General features: G+C 56.4%; 22 protein-coding genes. 8 read left to right on the top strand and 14 right to left on the bottom strand.

Going from position 1 to position 20,256, the window contains the following annotated elements:
- Positions 1-14: 14 nt before the first annotated feature.
- The 7 genes from ispC to rpsB all read right to left on the bottom strand — a co-directional run bounded on the left by ispC (position 15) and on the right by rpsB (position 6,193).
- Positions 15-1,211, bottom strand: coding sequence for a 1-deoxy-D-xylulose-5-phosphate reductoisomerase (gene ispC / locus ELY25_RS07980; RefSeq protein WP_126950736.1), 1,197 nt, complete (start codon positions 1,209-1,211; stop codon positions 15-17).
- Positions 1,208-2,029 carry a phosphatidate cytidylyltransferase gene (locus ELY25_RS07985; RefSeq protein WP_126950737.1) on the bottom strand — a complete coding sequence of 274 codons (822 nt, stop codon included), beginning with the start codon at positions 2,027-2,029 and terminating at the stop codon, positions 1,208-1,210. The genes ispC and ELY25_RS07985 overlap by 4 nt, the downstream gene beginning before the upstream one ends.
- Positions 2,022-2,813, bottom strand: a complete 792-nt coding sequence (gene uppS, locus ELY25_RS07990; RefSeq protein ID WP_126950738.1) for a polyprenyl diphosphate synthase — start codon at positions 2,811-2,813, stop codon at positions 2,022-2,024. The genes ELY25_RS07985 and uppS overlap by 8 nt, the downstream gene beginning before the upstream one ends.
- Positions 2,814-2,898: 85 nt before the next feature.
- Positions 2,899-3,456, bottom strand: coding sequence for a ribosome recycling factor (gene frr / locus ELY25_RS07995; RefSeq protein WP_126950739.1), 558 nt, complete (start codon positions 3,454-3,456; stop codon positions 2,899-2,901).
- Between the two features lies 1 nt (position 3,457).
- Positions 3,458-4,234, bottom strand: coding sequence for a UMP kinase (gene pyrH, locus ELY25_RS08000; RefSeq protein WP_126950740.1), 777 nt, complete (start codon positions 4,232-4,234; stop codon positions 3,458-3,460).
- A gap of 121 nt (positions 4,235-4,355) precedes the next feature.
- A complete protein-coding gene (gene tsf, locus ELY25_RS08005; protein ID WP_126950741.1) occupies positions 4,356-5,225 on the bottom strand; it encodes a translation elongation factor Ts in 870 nt (289 codons plus the stop codon).
- Between the two features lie 218 nt (positions 5,226-5,443).
- Entirely contained in the window at positions 5,444-6,193 is a 750-nt protein-coding gene (rpsB, locus tag ELY25_RS08010; RefSeq protein ID WP_126950742.1) for a 30S ribosomal protein S2, read from the bottom strand.
- 360 nt (positions 6,194-6,553) lie between these two features.
- Here rpsB and map point away from each other — a divergent pair, with 360 nt between their 5' ends.
- The 7 genes from map (at position 6,554) to ELY25_RS08045 (ending at position 14,396) form a co-directional block, all read left to right on the top strand.
- Complete coding sequence (gene map / locus ELY25_RS08015; RefSeq protein WP_126950743.1) at positions 6,554-7,345, top strand: type I methionyl aminopeptidase; 792 nt, start codon at positions 6,554-6,556, stop codon at positions 7,343-7,345.
- Positions 7,345-10,020, top strand: a complete 2,676-nt coding sequence (locus ELY25_RS08020) for a [protein-PII] uridylyltransferase (RefSeq protein WP_126950744.1) — start codon at positions 7,345-7,347, stop codon at positions 10,018-10,020. Before map ends, ELY25_RS08020 begins: the two co-directional genes overlap by 1 nt.
- Before the next feature lie 131 nt (positions 10,021-10,151).
- Entirely contained in the window at positions 10,152-11,348 is a 1,197-nt protein-coding gene (gene dapC, locus ELY25_RS08025) for a succinyldiaminopimelate transaminase (protein ID WP_126950745.1), read from the top strand.
- A 41-nt stretch (positions 11,349-11,389) separates the two neighbouring features.
- A complete protein-coding gene (locus ELY25_RS08030; protein ID WP_126950746.1) occupies positions 11,390-11,737 on the top strand; it encodes a Spx/MgsR family RNA polymerase-binding regulatory protein in 348 nt (115 codons plus the stop codon).
- A gap of 88 nt (positions 11,738-11,825) precedes the next feature.
- Positions 11,826-12,851, top strand: coding sequence for a 2,3,4,5-tetrahydropyridine-2,6-dicarboxylate N-succinyltransferase (dapD, locus tag ELY25_RS08035; protein ID WP_126950747.1), 1,026 nt, complete (start codon positions 11,826-11,828; stop codon positions 12,849-12,851).
- Positions 12,838-14,010: a succinyl-diaminopimelate desuccinylase gene (gene dapE / locus ELY25_RS08040; RefSeq protein WP_126950748.1), complete on the top strand. Its 1,173-nt coding sequence runs from the start codon at positions 12,838-12,840 to the stop codon at positions 14,008-14,010. The genes dapD and dapE overlap by 14 nt, the downstream gene beginning before the upstream one ends.
- Positions 14,007-14,396, top strand: coding sequence for a hypothetical protein (locus ELY25_RS08045; protein ID WP_126950749.1), 390 nt, complete (start codon positions 14,007-14,009; stop codon positions 14,394-14,396). Before dapE ends, ELY25_RS08045 begins: the two co-directional genes overlap by 4 nt.
- A 121-nt stretch (positions 14,397-14,517) precedes the next feature.
- On the opposite strand, the gene ELY25_RS18100 is transcribed toward ELY25_RS08045, so the two are convergent.
- Positions 14,518-15,072, bottom strand: coding sequence for a cold-shock protein (locus ELY25_RS18100; RefSeq protein ID WP_126950750.1), 555 nt, complete (start codon positions 15,070-15,072; stop codon positions 14,518-14,520).
- Positions 15,073-15,182: 110 nt separating this feature from the next.
- On the opposite strand from ELY25_RS18100, the gene ELY25_RS08055 reads away from it, so the two are divergent.
- A complete protein-coding gene (locus ELY25_RS08055) occupies positions 15,183-15,431 on the top strand; it encodes a SlyX family protein (protein ID WP_126950751.1) in 249 nt (82 codons plus the stop codon).
- 119 nt (positions 15,432-15,550) lie between these two features.
- On the opposite strand, the gene ald is transcribed toward ELY25_RS08055, so the two are convergent.
- The 6 genes from ald to rpmB form a co-directional block, all read right to left on the bottom strand.
- Positions 15,551-16,669, bottom strand: coding sequence for an alanine dehydrogenase (gene ald, locus ELY25_RS08060; protein WP_126950752.1), 1,119 nt, complete (start codon positions 16,667-16,669; stop codon positions 15,551-15,553).
- Between the two features lie 176 nt (positions 16,670-16,845).
- Positions 16,846-17,280 (bottom strand): acyl-CoA thioesterase, encoded by a 435-nt coding sequence (locus tag ELY25_RS08065; protein WP_126950753.1) that lies wholly within the window; start codon positions 17,278-17,280, stop codon positions 16,846-16,848.
- Between the two features lie 75 nt (positions 17,281-17,355).
- Positions 17,356-18,546 carry a class I SAM-dependent rRNA methyltransferase gene (locus tag ELY25_RS08070; protein ID WP_126950754.1) on the bottom strand — a complete coding sequence of 397 codons (1,191 nt, stop codon included), beginning with the start codon at positions 18,544-18,546 and terminating at the stop codon, positions 17,356-17,358.
- A gap of 48 nt (positions 18,547-18,594) precedes the next feature.
- Positions 18,595-19,422 (bottom strand): bifunctional DNA-formamidopyrimidine glycosylase/DNA-(apurinic or apyrimidinic site) lyase, encoded by an 828-nt coding sequence (mutM, locus tag ELY25_RS08075; protein WP_126950755.1) that lies wholly within the window; start codon positions 19,420-19,422, stop codon positions 18,595-18,597.
- Positions 19,423-19,599: 177 nt separating this feature from the next.
- Positions 19,600-19,755: a 50S ribosomal protein L33 gene (gene rpmG / locus ELY25_RS08080; RefSeq protein ID WP_009098622.1), complete on the bottom strand. Its 156-nt coding sequence runs from the start codon at positions 19,753-19,755 to the stop codon at positions 19,600-19,602.
- 26 nt (positions 19,756-19,781) lie between these two features.
- A complete protein-coding gene (rpmB, locus tag ELY25_RS08085) occupies positions 19,782-20,018 on the bottom strand; it encodes a 50S ribosomal protein L28 (protein WP_126950756.1) in 237 nt (78 codons plus the stop codon).
- Positions 20,019-20,256: the final 238 nt, after the last annotated feature.

A 20,256-nucleotide genomic window follows, 5' to 3' on the forward strand; every position in this document is an offset into this window, starting at 1 on the left:
CGGTACATAATTGCCTAACCTGCTTGTTGCATGACCCTTTGTGCCGCCTGCTGGCGTGCCCACTGGTCTGCTGCCAATACGTTATCGATAGTATCAGCGTTGCCTGCATAGGGCTTTGACACGACATCCTCCACCACTTTGGCTATTTCTCCAAAGCTGAGCTTTTCAGCCAGAAACGCTTCGACAGCGACCTCGTTGGCTGCATTGAGAATGGCCGGGGCTGCGCCGCCCTTCTGCATGGCTTCACGCGCCAGGCGCAGGCAGGGAAAACGCGTTTCATCGGGCGCTTCAAAATCCAACTGTGCGATTTGAAACAGATCCAGGGTTTCCACACCTGCCTCAATGCGTTCGGGCCAAGCCAGTCCATAGGCAATCGGGATACGCATATCCGGATTCCCCAACTGGGCGATGACCGAGCCATCAATGTACGCCGCCATGGAGTGAATCACACTCTGCGGATGAACTACCACCTGAATTTGCTCGGGCGCTGCATCAAACAGCCAGCACGCTTCAATCAGCTCAAGGCCCTTGTTCATCATGGTGGCGCTATCAACCGAAATCTTGCGTCCCATCGACCAGTTAGGGTGGGCGCAGGCCTGATCGGGCGAGGCATTGGCAACCTCCACCTCGCTCCAGGTGCGAAAAGGACCGCCCGATGCCGTTAGCAGCAACTGGCGGACTCCGTAACGCTTAAGTCCCCCACGATGAGCCGCCGGCAGGCACTGGTAAATAGCGTTATGCTCGGAATCGATGGGCAAAAGCGTGGCACCAGAGCGCTCAACCGCCTGCATGAACAGCGCCCCGCTCATTACCAATGCTTCTTTATTAGCCAGGAGCACGCGCTTGCCCGCTTCTGCGGCGGCAAGCGAAGGCAGCAGCCCGGCCGCCCCTACAATCGCGGCCATCACGGCATCCACACAGGCTTCACGGGCAACCTGGCAAAGCGCTTCGCGACCCGCCAATACCTCTGTCGGCTGACCGGCATCATCAAGGGCCCGGCGCAGCCAATCGGCATCGTTTTCGCGATCAAGCACTGCAACACGGGGATGATGCGCCAGGCACTGATCCAGAAGCGCTTCTTTGGAGGTATGCGCGGTCAGCGCATACACCCGGTAGCGCGACGGGTGGCGGGCAATCACATCCAGCGTGCTGATGCCGATAGAGCCGGTTGAGCCAAGCACGGTAACCCACTGACAGGACGATTGGCTCATAAGGAAGGTACCTGTCCCTGAAGAACGGGCAAATAAAGCAGCGCAAACAGCGGGATCGCCGCCGTCAGGCTATCAATACGGTCCAGAACGCCACCGTGACCTGGCAACAGCTGGCTTGAATCCTTGATATCCCGATAGCGCTTGAGCATGCTTTCCAGCAGATCACCCAACACGGAAATGAGCGTTACGACGATGGTGACAATCACCAGCCCAACACCCATACCGAAGGTTAGCGACTGGCCCAGGGCAAAAATAACCGCCAGCAGCGTGGTGGCAACAAGCCCGCCAATAACACCTTCCCAGGACTTGCCAGGGCTGACTCGCGGCGCCAGCTTGCGCTTGCCAAAGCGGCGCCCGGCAAAGTAGGCGCCGATATCGGCCGACCACACCAGCAGCAGTACAAATAAGAGCCATACCGCGCCGCTGTCGCGCAGAATATTGAAGCCTACCCAGCACGGCAGCAGCACCCATAGCCCCATGGCCAGACGGCGTGGCGTTGCCTGCCACTGGGCGCCCTTATCCGGATACTGTGTTACCCAGTAGAGGTTAAGCAACCAGCCAAGGGCAGCGCACCATAACGGCCATACCGCAAACGCGGCGCCGGTTAGCCACATCAACAGCATTACAACGGCAAGGCCGGCGACCAGCATAATACGCTGATTCTGTCGAATGATGCCGGCCAGGTTTGTCCACTCCCAGGCACCCAACAGCACCATCAAAGCGGTGAAAAGTGCAAATGCACTCCCTTGCAATCCAAACAGCCCAGCCAGCACCAGAGGTGCCAGCCAAGCTGCGGTGATAATCCGCTGTTTAAGCACCTTGCGCCTCTATTTGTTGGTCGGTCATACCAAAGCGTCGGCGGCGCTTGCAGAAATCGTTTAACGCAACATCCAGCGCTTCGGCACCGAAATCGGGCCAGAGCAAGGGCGAGAAATGCAGTTCAGCGTATGCCAGCTGCCATAGCATAAAATTAGACAGTCGCTGCTCGCCGCTTGTTCGAATACACAGGTCAACGGGTGGCACCTCGACACTTCCCATTGCCTTGTCAAAACAGGCTTCGTCAATATCGTCAGGATGCAGTTTGCCCTCCGATACCTGCTCGGCCAACTGCCGTGCAGCACGTGCGATATCCCACTGCCCACCGTAGTTGGCAGCGATCACTAGATGCATACCGGTGTTATTAGCCGTCAGCGCCTCTGCACGATGAATATATTTTTGAATAGCGTGGGAAAAACCGCGCTGCTCGCCAATAATGGTCAGCCGAATATTACGCTCGTTAAGCTTTTTGACTTCGCGTTTAAGCGCCATCAAGAAAAGCTCCATCAGCGCATTAACTTCAGCGGCAGGACGCTTCCAGTTTTCACTTGAAAAGGCGAACAGGCTCAGCGTCTGCACCTGACGCTCTGCCGCGCGCTGAATAACCGCTCTAACGGCTTCTACGCCGGCGCGATGGCCACGTATACCGGATAGCCCGCGGCCCCGTGCCCAACGGTTATTGCCGTCCATAATGATAGCCACATGCGACGGCATTACTTCACCTGGAAAGAAAGGTGACGTGCTGGCGTCGCTCGGCTGTTCTTCGGGAAGCTGCGGTGACGTCATGGGGTCTCGCACAAAAGCTCAGTCATAATAAAGCCATAGGCCTGGCGGGCAGCCAAGCTACCCGCGGCTAAATGAAAAGCAGAATTTATACCTGCATCAGATCCTGTTCTTTTGCAGCGAGCGCCTTGTCGATCTCGGCGATATATTTGTCGGTCAGCTTCTGGATCTCATCTTCACCCTGGCGCTGATCGTCTTCAGTGATCTCTTTATCCTTGAGCAGGGACTTGAAATCGCCGTTGGCGTCGCGGCGCACGTTACGCACGGCCACGCGAGCGTTTTCAGCTTCGCTACGCGCCTGCTTGATGTAACCCTTACGGGTTTCTTCCGTCAGCATCGGCATAGGGACACGAATGACGTTACCCGCACTTGACGGGTTCAGACCCAGATCAGAGGTCATGATGGCCTTTTCAACCTTAGGCACCATGCCCTGCTCCCAAGGAGCCACTGCAAGCGTACGCGCATCTTCAACATTGACCGACGCCACCTGGCTAAGCGGCACCTGGCTACCGTAATAATCAACGGTGACGGCATCCAGAATGCTTGGGTGTGCACGCCCGGTACGAATCTTGTTGAAGTTGCCATTCAGCGCTTCAACGCTTTTCTTCATGCGAGATTCAGCATCTTTCTTAATATCGTTGATCACGTTATTCCCCTTTGTCTATCAGCGTGCCTTCCTTGCCCCCTACTACCAGATTCAGCAGGGCACCAGGCTTGTTCATATCAAATACCCGCACCGGCATATCATGGTCACGCACCAGGCAGATAGCGGTCAAATCCATTATGCCCAGCTTTTGGTCCAGGGCATCATCGTAGGTGAGCTGGTCGTATTTTACAGCGTCTGCATGCTTCACCGGGTCCTTATCATAAACACCGTCTACCTTGGTCGCCTTGATGACCACGTCAACGTCAACTTCAATGCCGCGTAAACAGGCAGCGGAGTCGGTCGTGAAGAAAGGATTACCCGTACCTGCTGAAAAAAGTACCACGTCGCCCGACGTTAAATAGCGGATCGCCGTACGGCGATCGTAATGCTCTACCACACCGCTCATGGGAATCGCTGACATGACCCGCGAGCGTATATTGGAACGCTCCAACGCATCACGCATAGCAAGTGCATTCATCACGGTTGCCAGCATTCCCATGTGGTCGCCTGTGACCCGATCCATTCCGGCCTCACTTAAGGCCGCTCCCCGGAACAGGTTTCCCCCACCAATCACGATGCCAACCTGTACACCGATACCCACCAGCTGGCCAATTTCCAGCGCCATGCGGTCCAGCACTTTAGGGTCGATACCAAATTCATGTTCGCCCATCAGCGCTTCCCCGGAAAGCTTCAGCAAAATACGCTTGTATTTCGACTTGGACTTTCCAATCGTGCTGGGGGTTACAAGGGGGGTAGACTCTTGAATATCACGTGACATGGCATTTCTCCTGAGGCAGACCTGGACACAGGTGGGCGAAGCAACCCCTCGTTTAGCAGGGGCCGGATACACGAAGGCGTGCGCTTACGCGCACGCCATCTTCTGACTGAAACGTCTGACCTTAACGACGGCCAGCCTGTTCCATAACTTCTTTAGCGAAGTCGACTTCTTCTTTCTCGATACCTTCACCCACTTCAAAGCGCGTGAAGCTAACCACTTCGCCACCGGCTGCTTTAACGAATTCAGCAACGGTCTGGTTCGGGTCTTTAACGAACGACTGCTCGGTCAGGCTGTTCTCGGCCAGATACTTCTTCAGGCGGCCTTGAACCATTTTCTCAGCAATCTGCTCGGGCTTGCCTGCCATGTCCGGCTGACCCAGGATGATGGCTTTCTCTTGGTCCAACTGCTCTTGCGGCATATCGGCCGGGTGAGCAACCGCTGGATTAATGGCCGCTACGTGCATAGCAACGTCTTTCGCCGCTTCTGCAGTACCGCCATTAAGCACGGTCAGAACGCCAATGCGGCCACCGTGAACGTATTCTCCAACCAGACCACCGTCAACTGCGTTGATAACGACAGCACGACGCACGCCGATGTTCTCGCCGATTTTCTGAACCAGCTGCTCGCGGGCAGCTTCAAGGTCGCCTGCCATAACGGCAGCAACATCTTCGCTTTTCGCAGCAAAGAAAGCCGCAGCGATTTTGTCAGCGAACGCAATGAAGTTGTCATCGCGCGCAACAAAGTCAGTCTCGGAGTTGATTTCAACCATTATGCCGTAGCTACCGTCTTCTGCTACACGGGTAACAACAACACCCTCTGCAGCGATACGATCGGCTTTCTTCGCGGCTTTTAATCCTGAATTTTTACGCAGGTTTTCGATCGCGACTTCAATATCACCGTCGGTTTCGGTGAGTGCTTTTTTACACTCCATCATGCCGAGACCAGTACGTTCGCGCAGTTCCTTGACCTGAGAGGCGCTGATAGCTGCCATGAGAATTCACCTCGGAAATGGTTCTAGCTGAGAGTTAAACGCCCTACAGAGTATAAACACGATAGATGACCATCATGTATCACTTTGAAGGTCGCTTGCCGGCAACTGGTGCCCGGCATAATCGGCCCACCCGGATGTTCATCCAAGGCGGGAAAAAGGGGGCATAGGCCCCCTCTTGTCACGATGCGGCCCAACTGCCCGCCGCACCCACTGCAGCCTTACTCGGCGGCAGCGTCAGTCTCGGCGGAAGCAGCCTCGTCGGTCACTTCAACAAACTCGTCCGGACGACCTTCTTTAGCGCGACCACATGCGTCAGCAATGGCTTTCACATAGATCTGGATAGCACGAATGGAGTCATCGTTACCCGGGATAACATAATCAACGCCATCGGGGTTGGAGTTGGTATCAACCACACCAATAACCGGGATACCCAGTTTGTTGGCTTCGTTGATCGCGATGCGCTCGTGGTCAACGTCGATAACGAACAGTGCGTCCGGCAGGCCGCCCATGTTCTTGATACCACCGATAGAACGCTCGAGCTTCTCTTGCTCGCGAGTTGCCATCAGGACTTCTTTCTTGGTCAGCTTGTCGAACGTGCCGTCTTCGCGCATGGTTTCAAGTTCGCGCAGACGCTTGATGGACTGACGGATGGTCTTGAAGTTAGTCAGCATACCGCCCAACCAGCGATGGTTGACGAACGGCTGATTAACGCGATTCGCTTCTTCTTTGATGATCTTGCTAGCGCTGCGCTTGGTGCCAACAAACAGGATCTTGTTGTTGGATGCCGACATCTTCTCGACCACGTCGATCGCTTCGTTCAGCGCCGGCAGGGTGTGCTCGAGGTTGATGATGTGAATCTTGTTGCGCGCGCCGAAGATGAACTTGCTCATCTTCGGGTTCCAGTATTTGGTCTGGTGACCGAAGTGAGCGCCTGCTTTAAGCAGGTCACGCATATTAACGTGAGACATGGTAAAACTCCTGAAACTCGGGTTAGGCCTCCACGCACCCCATGGATCCGACCGGTGGCTGCGTCAGACGCGGCCAGCGGCACCCGGGACCATGTGCCGGTGCATGTGTGTTTTCAAGGCTTGCTATTAAGCAGCACATCCAAATAGAGGAACGCGCTGCGGGTTATTCGCCTCTCCATGATCGCCTACTCGAGTTAAAGAAGCGAGCGAGCGATTGCAGGAAAGCGCGCGGCTTTATACCATAGATCATTGCCAAGATGAAGTCGCAGCTCATGTTATGATCGTTATTTGCTGCTCAATACGGCTATTTACTGTTACACGTTTATTTACTACTACAGCCTGAACCCATATCGAGAATTCATGAACGTTCCTATCAAGACACCTTCAGAAATCGAGAAAATGCGCGAAGCCGGGCGCCAAGCCGTCAGCGTGTTCGAAATGATCACGCCTCATATACAATCGGGCGTCAGCACCGGCGAGATCGACCGACTGTGTCATGAATATATTGTCAATGAACTGGGTTCTACCCCTGCCCCGCTTAACTACCACGGCTATACCCACGCCACCTGTACTTCCCTGAATCATGTGGTCTGCCATGGCTTTCCAGACTTCAATAAAAAGCTCAAAAATGGTGACATCATGAATTTGGATGTCACGGTCAAGACACCAGATGGCTACCACGGCGATTCCAGCATGATGTTTATCATCGGCGAAACCATTCAGGGTGAACGTCTATGCCGCATTACCCAAGAGTGCCTATATAAAAGCATCGCCCTGGTAAAACCTGGCGTGCGCCTTTCAGAACTTGCCCGAGTCATTCAAAAACACGCGGAAGGAAACGGCTACTCGGTGGTTCGCGATTTCTGCGGTCACGGTATTGGCGCGGGCTTCCATGAAGACCCTCAGATCTTGCACTACGATGGTTACGCACCGAATGCCGATATCACCCTGGAAGCGGGCATGTGCTTCACTATCGAACCGATGATTAACGTGGGCGGCTACAAGACCAAGGTGCTGCGCGATGGCTGGACGGCCGTCACCAAGGACAAGAGCCTGTCAGCACAGTGGGAACATACCTTACTGGTCACCGAGACCGGTGTTGAAGTACTTACCGCGCGTAGCGATGAAGACTTCAGTTTTTTAACTAACTGATGCTCCTCCACCATCACCGGTTCGAACCGGACACGTCGCTTTATGACCTCGAGGCGTTTCGCACCGAGCTTGCCGGTTCGCGTTCGCCCATTGCGCCGTTTAAAACGGCGCTGCGTGAGCTTCAGGCACGCCTGGATGACCGGTTTCGGGCAGGCGCGGATATACGCGACCTGGTGCGTGGGCGGGCCTGGTACCTGGATCAACTTCTGGCGATAGCCTGGGCGCGGCATGCCTGGCCGGATGACGGCATTGCCCTGGTTGCCGTAGGCGGCTATGGCCGGGGGGAGTTACACCCTCACTCGGATGTCGATCTCTTACTGCTGCTTGAAGATGATGATGACACCGCTTATCGCGAGCCACTCACCGCCTTTATTACCTTTCTATGGGATATTGGCCTTGAGATCGGCCACAGCGTGCGTTCGCTGAATGACTGCGAACGAGAAGCGCTGGCAGACGTGACGGTAATTACCAACCTGCTTGAATCGCGCCTGATTGCCGGCCCAGAGGCACTGCGGGAAAAAATGCGCGAGCGCCTGAGCGCCGAGCATGTGTGGCCGGCCGATCGCTTCTTTGAAGCCAAGTGGCAGGAACAGATTACCCGCCACTACCGCTACAACAACTCTGAATACCACCTTGAACCCAATCTCAAGAGCTCGCCCGGCGGGCTGCGCGATATTCAGATGATTGGCTGGGTGGCCAAGCGCCACTTCGGCACCGAGCAGTACGCCGATATTGTGGCCAACGGCTTTATGAATGACGCCGAGCTGCGCATTCTAAGCCAGGGCCAGGCATTTTTATGGCAGGTGCGCTACGCCCTGCATATGCTGACGGACCGCGCCGAAGACCGCCTGCTGTTTGATCACCAGCGCACGATTGCCGAGCTGTTTGGCTTCAAGGACACGCCCGAGCGGCTGGCCGTCGAGCAGTTCATGAAGCGCTACTATCGCCATGTCACCGCACTTGCCGGGCTTAACGACATGCTGCTTCAGCATTTTGATGAAGTCATTCTGCGCGGTAAGCAAGCGCTGGAAACCATTGGGCTCAACGAACGCTTTGAAACCATGGGTGGCTATATTCAGGTCCGCTCACGCTCGCTGTTTCGCGAACAGCCTGCCGCCATGCTGGAGCTTTTCCTGCTTATGGCGCGGCATCCGGAAATTGAAGGCGTACGCGCCGATACTATCCGCCTGATCCGTGATCATCGCCATCAGATTGATGACCACTACCGTGAAGATCCTCACCATCAGCGACTCTTCATGGAAATCCTGCGCGCGCCCGGCAACGTGCCGCGCCAACTGCGACGCATGAACCGCTACGGCATTTTGGGCAAGTACCTGCCGGAGTTTGGCCGTGCCGTAGGGCTGATGCAGCATGACCTATTCCACATCTACACGGTGGACGCCCATACCCTGCGCCTTTTGAAGTTTCTCCACGGATTTCGCAGACCCGATGCCAAGGATGAGTTCCCGGTGGCAGCCGGGCTGATTCACCAGCTGCCCAAGCTGGATCTTTTATGGATAGCAGGCCTGTTTCACGATATTGGCAAGGGCCGGGGTGGCGATCACTCCGAAATTGGCGCTCGGGACGTAGAGCAGTTTTGCCAGCGCCACCATATCTCCACTCACGATACAAAGCTTGTCAGCTGGCTGGTGGAGCATCACCTGTTGATGTCAATGACCGCCCAAAAGCGTGATATCAGCGACCCGGACGTGATCCGTGATTTCGCGCTGATAGTGCGCAACGAAGCCCGTCTCGACTATCTGTACGTGCTGACCGTTGCGGATATCAACGCCACCAACCCCACGCTATGGAACGGCTGGCGGGCGTCACTGTTGCGCCAGCTCTACGCCGAGACCAAACGCGCCCTGCGCCGCGGGCTTAAAAACCCGCCAGACCGCGATGATTGGGTGCGGGAAACGCGCAATGAGGCCCGATCGTTACTGCAAACCATCGGCATTGGCCGCACCCAGATCGATACGCTGTGGGAGTCATTGGGGGAAGACTACTTCCTGCAGTATGCGCCCAGCGAAATCGTCTGGCAGACCCAGGGCATTGTGGCGCATAACGCATCGCACTTGCCGCTGGTGCTGATCAGCGCGCCCACCCTGGATATGGCCGAAGGCGGCACCAAGGTGTTTATCCACACCCGCTCGGTGGATGATCTGTTTGCCGCCACCGCGGCCGCCATGGAGCAACTGGGGCTCTCGATTCACGATGCGCGCATCGTTACCTCGCACAATAACTGGACGCTGAACACGTTTATCGTGCTGGATAGCCAGGGTCAGCCCATCCGCGACCCGGACCGTATCGAGGAGATGCGAAGCCACCTTGTCGAAGAGCTGGATGACCCGGACGACTATCCAGAAATCGTTACCCGCCACACGCCGCGCCAGTTAAAGCACTTCAAGGTGCCCACCGAAGTGCTGATTGAACAGGACCCGGCCAACGAGCGCACCCTGCTGGAACTTACCGCCCCTGACAGGCCGGGGCTACTGGCCCGGGTCGGGCGTATTTTCATGGAGCAGAATATTGCCCTCTCAACCGCCAAGATTGCAACGCTTGGCGAGCGCGTGGAAGACGTGTTCTTTATCACGACCAAAGCGGGCGAACCGTTAACCGACCCCTTGCGCCAGCAGCAGCTGCGCGAGCGGTTGATTGAGGTTTTAGGGGTTTAAGCGCTTAAATACAGCGTGCATGGCGCTTAAGTTTGAGCCCACACCGGGGCTTGCTATAATCGACGCCTTAAACCTGCCGTTTTAATACGCTGGCAGGGCACGCTCAACAAAACGCTCTCAACGGATACGCCATGAACTCTGATCTTTCTGCCCTTCACCCCTATCCGTTTGAGAAGCTGGCCGCGCTTAAAGCCGAGTTAACGCCGCGCTCTGATTTGGCGCATATTCCGCTGACCATTGGTGAGCCCCAGCATGCGCCCTACCCAGCGGCACTTGAGGCACTGGTTAAGCACCAGTTGGAAATGGCCCGCTACCCGGCCACCAACGGCCTGCCGGCATTTCGTGAAACTCTGGCCCAATGGGCAACCGGACGCTTTAAACTTCCAGGGCTTGATGCCGAACGGCAGGTACTGCCGGTTAACGGCACGCGTGAAGCCATTTTTGCGTTTGTGCAGGCAGCGCTTGACCGCACCCGCCCCGCCAAGGTGGCCGTCCCCAACCCGTTCTATCAAATTTATGAAGGCGCGACACTCCTGGCCGGTGGCGAACCGGTTTATTTGAACTGTACCGCTGAAAACGGCTTTCGGCCGAATTTCGCGGCCATCAGCCCGGATACCTGGCGTGATGTGCAAATCGTGTTTATCTGTTCGCCCGGCAATCCCACCGGCGCGGTGACGCCATTAAGCGAGTTCAAGCAGCTGATTGCGCTGGCTGACGAGCACGATTTCATCATTGCGTCTGACGAGTGCTACTCCGAGCTTTACCTGGATGAAAGCGCGCCACCGCCCGGTCTGTTACAGGCTTGCGCTGAGCTTGGTCGCGATGATTACCGCCGCTGCGTGGTGTTCCACTCGCTTTCCAAGCGCTCCAACCTGCCGGGCCTGCGCTCGGGTTTTGTCGCGGGCGATGCGGATATTCTGACGCCCTTCAAGCGTTACCGCACCTATCACGGCTGCGCCATGTCGCTACCGGTACAGCACGCTTCCATTGCCGCCTGGCAGGATGAAACCCATGTGCGAGCCAACCGTGATGCATACCGCGAAAAATTCAGCGCGGTGGTCGATGTGCTTGCACCCGTCATGGATTTTCCCACGCCTGAAGCAAGCTTCTATTTATGGCCCGCCGTGCCGGGTGGCGATGACATTACGTTTACCCAGCGGCTATATACCGACCAGAGCGTAAGCGTGCTGCCCGGTAGCTTGATGGGCCGCCCTGACTCGCAGGGCATTAACCCTGGTGCGGGCCGGCTGCGTCTTGCTCTGGTGGCCGAACTTGCCCCAACGCTTGAGGCAGCCCAACGTATCCGCCGGTTGATTGAACGTGGTTGATGCTTACCGTTTACGACACGCACAGCTCGAATGGAGATTACATGCTTACACTCTATGTCATTGATACCTGCGATACGTGTCGTAAGGCGCGCAAGGCGCTTGAAGACAACGGTGTGCCCTTCAAAACCCACGATTTACGCAAAGATGGTGTATCCGCGGAGCTGCTTGAGCATATTCTGGAGCGGGTACCGCTTCAGGACGCCGTCAATAAGCGCAGCACGACATGGCGTAACCTTCCTCAGGAAGATAAAGACAGCCTGAATGCCACCTCTGCCCGCCAGCTGCTGCTGGAGCACCCTACGCTACTTAAACGCCCGTTGCTGGATACCGGCGGCGACGCCTTGAAAGTGGGCTACCGCGCCGGCGACTACGATAAGCTAAGCAGCTGACCCGACGCTCATTTTGCTTACTTCGGTAACGACTCTACCTTCCGTTAACCCCAGGTTAACGACGCTATTAACGATAGGATGATATTTTATGCTGAGCTTTGCGCTTGGAATTGGCACGCAAAACACTCAAGGCGACTGGCTGGAAATTTATTACCCGGCACCGCTCTACAGCCCGCAGGAAAGCCTGATTAGCGCTGCCAGAGAAGCGCTTGATGCGCCGCAGGGCAATGCAGCCGTCAGCTTTTTGCCGGAAGACTGCACTCGCCTTGCCAAGGCGCTTGAAGCCGCGGGCCACCCTGAACAGGCCGAGCTTGCTGAGTCCCTCACCGCCAGTCAGCGACCGCTGGTAGCCATGTTCTTGGAAACCGATCAGGCGCCGCAAACGGCCCCTGAGGTATATCTTAAGCTGCACCTGCTCTCGCATCGTCTGGTCAAGCCGCACGGCCTTGATCTGACCGGCATGTTTGGCCTGCTGCGCAATATTGCCTGGACCAACGAAGGCGCCATCGATATCGAAGAGCTGCCTGCGCGTCGCCTGAAAGCCCGAATGGCCGGTCGCGCGCTGTCCGTCGACTGCGTGGATAAATTCCCCAAAATGACTGACTACGTGGTGCCGACCGGCGTGCGTATTGCCGATACCGCACGGGTACGTCTAGGCGCGCACTTAGGTGAAGGCACCACGGTGATGCATGAAGGCTTCGTGAACTTCAACGCAGGCACCGAAGGCCCCGGCATGATTGAAGGCCGCATTTCAGCGGGCGTCATGGTTGGCAAAGGATCTGACCTTGGGGGCGGTTGCTCCACCATGGGTACGCTCTCAGGCGGTGGCAATATCGTTATCAAAGTTGGCGAAGGCTGCCTGATCGGCGCCAATGCGGGTATCGGCATTCCGTTGGGCGACCGCTGCACGGTAGAGTCCGGCCTGTATGTGACGGCGGGCACCAAAGTGGCCCTGCTGGACGACCAAGGCAACGAGGTTAAAACCCTAGCGGCACGCGAACTGGCAGGCCAAAACGATCTGCTACTACGCCGCAATTCTAAAAATGGCCGCGTCGAGTGCCTGACCAATAAAAGTGCTATCGCGCTGAACGAGGCACTGCATGCCCATAACTGAGCCTGACACACTGTCGCCCACGCTACAGCTTGCCTTTGAGCTGCTCAGCCGCCCGTCAGTGACGCCAGATGATGAAGGCTGCCAGGACATCATGATCGAGCGCTTGACCGCGCTCGGTTTTCATATTGAGCCCATGCCGTTTGGCGATGTGCAGAACTTCTGGGCCGTACGCGGCCACCACGGCCCGGTCATCGCGTTTGCCGGCCATACTGATGTGGTGCCCAGCGGGCCGCCTACCGGTTGGAAGTTCCCACCGTTTTCACCCTGCATCGATGAGCACGGCATGCTTTGTGGGCGGGGCGCCTCGGACATGAAAGGCAGCCTGGCTGCCATGCTGACCGCCGTTGAGCGCTTTGTGGCCCGCTACCCGGATCACGACGGCCGTATTGCCTTTTTGATTACGTCTGACGAGGAAGGCCCAGCGGTAGATGGCACCCGCGCCGTGGTCGAGCAGCTTCGCGAACGCAACGAGCGGCTTGATTACTGCATCGTGGGCGAGCCCTCCTCTACTGAACGTCTGGGTGATGTGATCAAGAATGGCCGGCGTGGTTCTCTGGGCGGCGTGCTGCACATCCATGGGATTCAGGGCCATGTGGCCTATCCTCACCTGGCACGTAACCCGATCCACCAGGCAATGCCCGCGCTGGATGCGCTCGTCAATGAGCATTGGGATGCAGGCAACGATTTCTTCCCGGCCACCAGTTTTCAGATCTCCAACCTGCGGGCGGGCACCGGGGCCACCAATGTGATTCCCGGTGAGGTTGAGGTGGTATTCAACTTCCGCTTCTCGACAGAAGTGACTCATGAGCAGCTTAAAGCCCGTACGGAAGCCCTTCTGAACCAACACGGCCTAGAGTATCAGTTGGACTGGACGCTGAATGGCGAGCCGTTTTTAACTGCAGAAGGCGAGCTGGTAGATGCAGCCATCCGCGGTGTAGAAGCGGTCACTGGTGAGCGCCCCACGCTGTCTACCAGCGGCGGCACCTCCGACGGGCGCTTTATCGCCACGCTGGGCGCTCAGGTGGTCGAGCTAGGCCCGCTTAACGACACCATCCACAAGGTAAACGAGCGCGTACGCGCCAGTGACCTGGATGATTTAAGCCGGATCTACGAGGCAACGCTTCAGGCGTTGCTGACAGCCGACGAGGTAAGCGTATGATGGAGCGCTATCCGGATATCGAAGTGTATGTCGCAAGCGTTTCCCACGATACGCTGAATGCCTGGCTTGCTGAGGTGCTCCTGGCGGCGCCGCTTAGCCCGGCAGGCAAGGGCAAATGGAAAACGCGCGGCATCTACCAGGGCGAAGACGTACCCGTACTGCTGGTGGAAAATGCGGCCGACGGCTTTGCCAGCCTGTGGTTTGATAGCCCTACTACGCCGTGGATGACCGACCAGGAGTGCGCGCAGCACGCCGCTGAAGCGCTGCAAACGGAAATTCGCTGCTCGCTTGGCGGCTGGCACCCGGGTGCGGACCCTGACCGTTTCTGGCAAGTACTGCCAGGCGGCAAGGAAGGCGCTATCGAATGGCCGGATTCAGGACGTTAACTCAACTGTTCTATGTGCAGTGCTAAACGCAATCGACCCCGCCTGGGCGGGGTCGATTAAGGTTACGCTAGAAATGCACTTGTGAACGTACTATTCACTACTACCTGTTTGCGACTACCTGCTACTCAATAATACTCACATCATCGGCCTGCAAACCACGGTCATTCTTGATGACGTGGTAACGCACGATTTGGCCTTCTGCCAGCATACGCGGGCCGCGGCCACGAATAGCGCGAAAGTGAACAAACACGTCTTCGCCGTTATCACGGGTAATAAAGCCGTAGCCCTTGTTGGTATTAAACCACTTCACTTCGCCCTCTTCCCGACCGTCGTTGGGGTCAATGACATCTTCCTCGTCATCGTCCATTTCGTCGACAGGTTGAGACTGGCGAGGTACAGCTTTCACACGTGCAGCATCTGAACGCTCTACACCCGGCGTTACCACCACTGGCGTAGCCAGCGCAGCAGAAGCCAGCGTACCAATACACAAAACGATAAAACTACCCAAGGCAACGGCGATATAAATACCGCTTACACCGCTAATGGCTATTTCAGCCTGCCATAATTCAGCCAGGGGCGCGTTGGTTAAATGAATAATCCCCGCCAGCAGAAGCGGCGTGGGGGCGGCTAGTAATACACTGATCAATAAACAGCGAAACACAACTTTTGGATTCATAGATGATAAAAGCTCTCTTGTTGTATGGGTAACAGACGAAGGACAATACCCGAACTATCAGGCCCATTCCTAACAGTACCGGACATACTACACAAGGTTGCCATGTTACCATGACACAAGACTTTTCTCCTGCTGAGCTAGCCCAACATCTTGAAACGCTGGAAAGCCGCCTTGCCTACCAGGAACACTGGTTGGATACCCTTGATCAAGCGGTTGCACAACAGGAACGCCGACTCGAAAAACTCGAACAGATCAGCGCCTTGATGCGCGAACGCCTGCGTGAACAGCATCAGGCCCTGCAAAGCAGTGACAGTCAGGGGTTGGGCCGCCCGGAAGACGAGGTGCCCCCTCACTATTAGAAGCATTTATCCACACGCTTTCCATCCCACTTTTCTACTATCAAGCAGCATTGCTCTGTGGTGGATGACCTTGTGGTGAATGGCTTTGAGGTAAAATGCTGCTAGTGGCGGCTAATTAACTAGTCGCCTACAACGTCCGCCGAATCAACACGCTCGAGCCCAAAGGCATCCGCTACGGCAGGATAGGTTATTTTTCCTGCATGTACATTAAGCCCGGGTAAAAAGTGGCTGTCATTGCTTAGCGCCTCACGCCAGCCCTTATCGGCAAGCGCGAGCACAAACGGCAGCGTGGCGTTGGTTAATCCAAGCGTTGAGGTGCGTGCCACGCCTCCCGGCATGTTGGCCACACAGTAGTGCACAATGCCATCCACCATGTAGGTAGGCTCTGCATGGGTAGTGGGCTTGCTGGTTTCAAAGCAACCGCCCTGATCAATCGCCACATCCACCAGCACGCTGCCGGGCTTCATATCGGCAAGCATCGCGCGCGTGATGAGCTTGGGCGCTGCGGCTCCAGGAATCAGCACAGCGCCTACAATCATATCGGACTCGCGCACGGCGTGATCCAATGCATCCGCCGTGGAGTAAACCGTTTTAATGCGCCCCTGGTAGCGGTCATCCAAGACGTCCAGGCGCGCCAGCGACTTATCCAGAACCGTTACATCAGCCCCCAGCCCCAAGGCCATGCGGGCGGCGTTTTCCCCCACCACGCCACCGCCAATCACGGTTACCTTGCCTGGCGCCACACCGGGCACGCCCGGCAGCAGCACGCCCGAGCCGCCCTGGGCTTTTTCCAAGCTATGGGCGCCCGCCTGAATGGCCATGCGCCCGGCCACGGTGCTCATTGGGGCAAGTAGCGGTAGCCCGCCTTGGGCATCGGTAATCGTTTCGTAGGCAATACAGGTAGCGCCACTTTGCATAAGCCCGCGCGTCAGCGTCTCTTCAGCGGCCAGGTGCAGGTAGGTAAACAGCACATGCCCAGATGTGAGCCGAGCCACCTCCTCCGCCTGAGGCTCTTTGACCTTTAACACCAGCTGGGCATCTTGCCACAGCGTCTTAACATCACCCTCAATGCGCGCCCCGGCAGCTTCATAGGCGCTATCGTTAAAACCGGCACCTTCACCCGCGCCTGCCTGCACGCTCACCGTATGACCACGACCAGTAAGCTCACGTGCCCCGGTGGGCGTCAACGCCACGCGGTACTCGTGATTCTTGATTTCCTTGGGAACGGCAATATGCATAGCGGCGTCTCCTGCTGCGGCAAATTAATCGATACACTTCAATCGATACACTTCCTGCATTACAGCACAGCAAGAGGCTGCCGTTACCACCCCCACTAAAACAAAAAAAGCGCCTATCAAGGCGCTTCATGAAAGCAATATTTACTGTTTTAACGCCCTTTGCTCAACATTTTTTGTCACTCTGTAACTTGGGCTGCGCCATAAATAGCCTGATATTCCTCGGGCAACCTTTTAGGCCGCCCGCTGGAAAGGGCGATACACGCAAACCGGGTACGCGCATTTAGCAGGGTCTTGCCATCTTCAAGGCGCTTTAGCTGAAAGCGCCTTGTCAGGGTAAAGCGGCCATCACACTCGACAATCCAGGTGGCAAGCTGAAGTTCGTCACCGTCAAACGCCGGCGCTAGGTAGTCTAGCTCGTGGCGATGAACTGCCATGGCACGGTCCAGCTCGCGATAACGTTCGATAGACAGCCCCAAGGCTTCGGAGTGGGCCCAGCTGATCTGCTCGACCCAGCGCAGGTACTCGCTGTTATTCACATGCTGGTAAGCATCAATGGACGCTTCGTTAACGTGAATATCGATCACAAAGGGATCAGGTAGCGCCCACTCCATAAATCCTCTCCTTCACCGCACTTCTTGCTTGCCAATCACTATCGCGCCGCGATGATATCTGGCACACCCACCGGATTAATCGCGAAATACCCGTACGCCTATTGCTTTCAGGTAAGACGTTTCCGGAATCGCCGGGTGCACCGGGTGATCCGGCCCCTGGTGGCCCTGGAAAATCACCTGACCATGACGGTCCTGATGACGCACTGCCCCGCGCACCACATCGACCAGGCGGTCTGTGGCCAGGTGCATGGAGCACGATGCGGACAGCAGCAGGCCATCGCGGCCCAGCAGGCGCATGGCTTCCCGGTTCAGACGCGCATAGGCCCGCTCGCCATTGGGAATGTCCTTGCGCTTTTTGATAAACGCAGGTGGATCAAGAATTACCACATCAAACTGTTCGCCGTCGGCTTTCAGCGCCGTCAGCGCTTCAAAGGCATCGCCTTCGCCAATCGCTATCTGCTCCTGAACACTATTAAGCTCGGCATTACGCGCCACTTGTTCAAGCGCCGGGCCAGAAGCATCGATACACAACACTTCAGAGGCACCACTTGCTGCCGCTTGAACGCCCCAGCCGCCTATATAGCTGAACACGTCGAGTACGCGCTTGCCAGCCACATGGTTATTAAGCCATGCGCGGTTTTCACGGTGATCGAAGAACCAGCCGGTCTTCTGGCCGTTAAGCACCGGTACAACAAACTGCGTGCCGTTCTCTTCGATGACGACTTCATCGGGCAACGTACCCTTTGCTACCTCTACATGCGCTTCCAGGCCTTCCTGACGACGCCCACCGGTATCATTACGGAAGACAATCACTTCAGGCTTGATCACTTTCTCAAGCGCATCCACGATCTCTTCGGCCAAGGCCTGCATACCCGCCGTGTTCAGCTGTACCACCAGTACGTCGCCAAACCGGTCAATCACCAGCCCCGGTAGCAGATCGCCCTCGCCATGAATCAGGCGATAAAAAGGCTTGGCATAAAGACGTTGGCGCAGAGCCAATGCCTGGTTGAAGCGGTGTACGAACAGCGACCGGTCCAGGCGCATTTCCGGGTCGCGGGACATCACGCGGCCGGCAATCAGCGAATGCGGGTTGATATACGCCACTCCCAGGGTCTTACCATTGGAGGCTTCAACCAGCGCGGCCTCGCCTGCGGTAAAGTTTTTCAGCGGTGTTTCTTTAATATCCACTTCGTTGGAGTAGATCCACAGATGGCCGGCTTTCAAGCGGCGATCGGCGTTTTTATTCAAGCGCAGGCGTTGGGTCACAACAGTCTCCAAAAGCGTAGACAACAAAAAAGTGGGTGTGGGCAGCTCTCAACGCTGACAGCCGGGGCAATAGACACTGGCACGTTGGCCCAGTGTAATACGCCGAAGCTCAACACCACAGTGCAGGCAAGGCTGGCCTTGGCGCCCATATACATTCAGCCGCTGGGCAAAGTAGCCGGGCTCGCCCTGGCCACTGACAAAGTCGCGCAGCGTAGTGCCCCCCTGAGTAATGGCGGCTGCCAGCACCTCTTTGACAGCAGCGGCAAGCATCTCATAGCGTGCCAGAGAAATACGCCCAGCAGCACGCCGCGGGTCAATGCCCGCCATGAATAGCGCCTCGGTCGCGTAAATATTTCCTGCCCCGACGACCACCCGGTTATCCATCAGAAAGGGTTTCACCGCAACACGTTTACCGCGCGACAGTTGGTAGAGCCACTTGCCGTTGAAGGCTTCATCAAACGGCTCCGGACCCAAGTGAACCAGGCGCCTATCCGCCGTTCCATCACCCAGCTGCCAATCCACAAAGCCAAAGCGCCTGGGGTCATGGTAGCGCAGCACGTGGCCGCCGGCGGTTACCACATCAATATGGTCGTGCTTCTTGGGAATATCGCCTACCTGGGCAATCCGCAGGCTGCCCGACATGCCCAGATGCCACAAGAGCGTGGCGTCACCGGTTGCCTGACGCACCGGCACCTGAAGATACTTGGCGCGCCGGGTCAGGGTACCGATGCGCGCGCCAATCAGGCGCTCGGCCAGATCGTCAGGTACGGGAATGCGCAGCCGTGGCTGGCGAACAAGCACCTCGGTGATTTCCTGGTCTTCAAGATAGGGAGCGACGCCGCGCTTGGTGGTTTCGACTTCGGGCAGTTCGGGCATGAAGGGGACCTGGTAACGATATCGGTACGTGCAGGGCAAGCAGGCACATCAAGCTCTTGAAAAGGTACTTAATAAAGCCGCCGTACGCAAAGCCCATACATGCAAAAACCCGGCATGGGCCGGGTTTTTCAACAGGCGCTCGCCTGCAGTGGAAGCCGATCATCATCGCTTACGCGATTACTTGATCTTGGCTTCCTTGTAGATAACGTGCTTACGGACCACCGGGTCGTATTTCTTGAATTCGAACTTATCCGGCGTATTCCGCTTGTTTTTATCAGTGGTGTAGAAGTGGCCTGTACCGGCACTAGACACCAGCTTGATCTTATCGCGCATGGTTTAACTCTCCCAAAAATGCTGTCTTAGATAGCCTTGTCGCGCTTACGGATATCGGCCAGAACCGTATCGATACCTTTCTTGTCAATGATACGCATACCCTTAGAGGAAACGCGCAGCTTGACGAAGCGGTTTTCAGACTCAACCCAGAAACGATGGGTGTGCAGGTTCGGCAAGAAACGACGACGTGTCTTACGCTGGGAGTGTGAAACGTTATTACCAGTTACCGGACGCTTGCCGGTAACCTGACATACTTTGGACATGAGAGCCTCCAACCGCTTGGCCAGGGTATAAGCCTGAGTGTTCAAAACTGTCGGGCAAACCGGAAGAGAGGGAGTCGACGCCGTTAACCGCCTAGCTGTACCCAAATCCGTTATTCAACCCAAGTTTAAAGGTGGCACTTTATACCAGAGCACCCAACTACCGGCAAGCAAAACTGCCCAAAAAGGCTAAAAAAAGCCGTTTTTGAGTGATTTCCGTTGAATAGCCAGCGCTACACGC

It is taken from the genome of Vreelandella populi (genome assembly GCF_003989825.1).
GTDB classification, from domain to species: domain Bacteria; phylum Pseudomonadota; class Gammaproteobacteria; order Pseudomonadales; family Halomonadaceae; genus Vreelandella; species Vreelandella populi.

Coding starts and splice junctions, on each gene's coding strand:
- ispC (WP_126950736.1), bottom strand. CDS start 1,211: ATGAGCCAATCGTCCTGTCAGTGGGTTACCGTGCTTGGCTCAACCGGC.
- uppS (WP_126950738.1), bottom strand. CDS start 2,813: ATGACGTCACCGCAGCTTCCCGAAGAACAGCCGAGCGACGCCAGCACG.
- pyrH (WP_126950740.1), bottom strand. CDS start 4,234: ATGTCACGTGATATTCAAGAGTCTACCCCCCTTGTAACCCCCAGCACG.
- tsf (WP_126950741.1), bottom strand. CDS start 5,225: ATGGCAGCTATCAGCGCCTCTCAGGTCAAGGAACTGCGCGAACGTACT.
- rpsB (WP_126950742.1), bottom strand. CDS start 6,193: ATGTCTCACGTTAATATGCGTGACCTGCTTAAAGCAGGCGCTCACTTC.
- map (WP_126950743.1), top strand. CDS start 6,554: ATGAACGTTCCTATCAAGACACCTTCAGAAATCGAGAAAATGCGCGAA.
- ELY25_RS08020 (WP_126950744.1), top strand. CDS start 7,345: ATGCTCCTCCACCATCACCGGTTCGAACCGGACACGTCGCTTTATGAC.
- dapC (WP_126950745.1), top strand. CDS start 10,152: ATGAACTCTGATCTTTCTGCCCTTCACCCCTATCCGTTTGAGAAGCTG.
- ELY25_RS08030 (WP_126950746.1), top strand. CDS start 11,390: ATGCTTACACTCTATGTCATTGATACCTGCGATACGTGTCGTAAGGCG.
- dapD (WP_126950747.1), top strand. CDS start 11,826: ATGCTGAGCTTTGCGCTTGGAATTGGCACGCAAAACACTCAAGGCGAC.
- dapE (WP_126950748.1), top strand. CDS start 12,838: ATGCCCATAACTGAGCCTGACACACTGTCGCCCACGCTACAGCTTGCC.
- ELY25_RS08045 (WP_126950749.1), top strand. CDS start 14,007: ATGATGGAGCGCTATCCGGATATCGAAGTGTATGTCGCAAGCGTTTCC.
- ELY25_RS18100 (WP_126950750.1), bottom strand. CDS start 15,072: ATGAATCCAAAAGTTGTGTTTCGCTGTTTATTGATCAGTGTATTACTA.
- ELY25_RS08055 (WP_126950751.1), top strand. CDS start 15,183: ATGACACAAGACTTTTCTCCTGCTGAGCTAGCCCAACATCTTGAAACG.
- ald (WP_126950752.1), bottom strand. CDS start 16,669: ATGCATATTGCCGTTCCCAAGGAAATCAAGAATCACGAGTACCGCGTG.
- ELY25_RS08065 (WP_126950753.1), bottom strand. CDS start 17,280: ATGGAGTGGGCGCTACCTGATCCCTTTGTGATCGATATTCACGTTAAC.
- mutM (WP_126950755.1), bottom strand. CDS start 19,422: ATGCCCGAACTGCCCGAAGTCGAAACCACCAAGCGCGGCGTCGCTCCC.
- rpmG (WP_009098622.1), bottom strand. CDS start 19,755: ATGCGCGATAAGATCAAGCTGGTGTCTAGTGCCGGTACAGGCCACTTC.
- rpmB (WP_126950756.1), bottom strand. CDS start 20,018: ATGTCCAAAGTATGTCAGGTTACCGGCAAGCGTCCGGTAACTGGTAAT.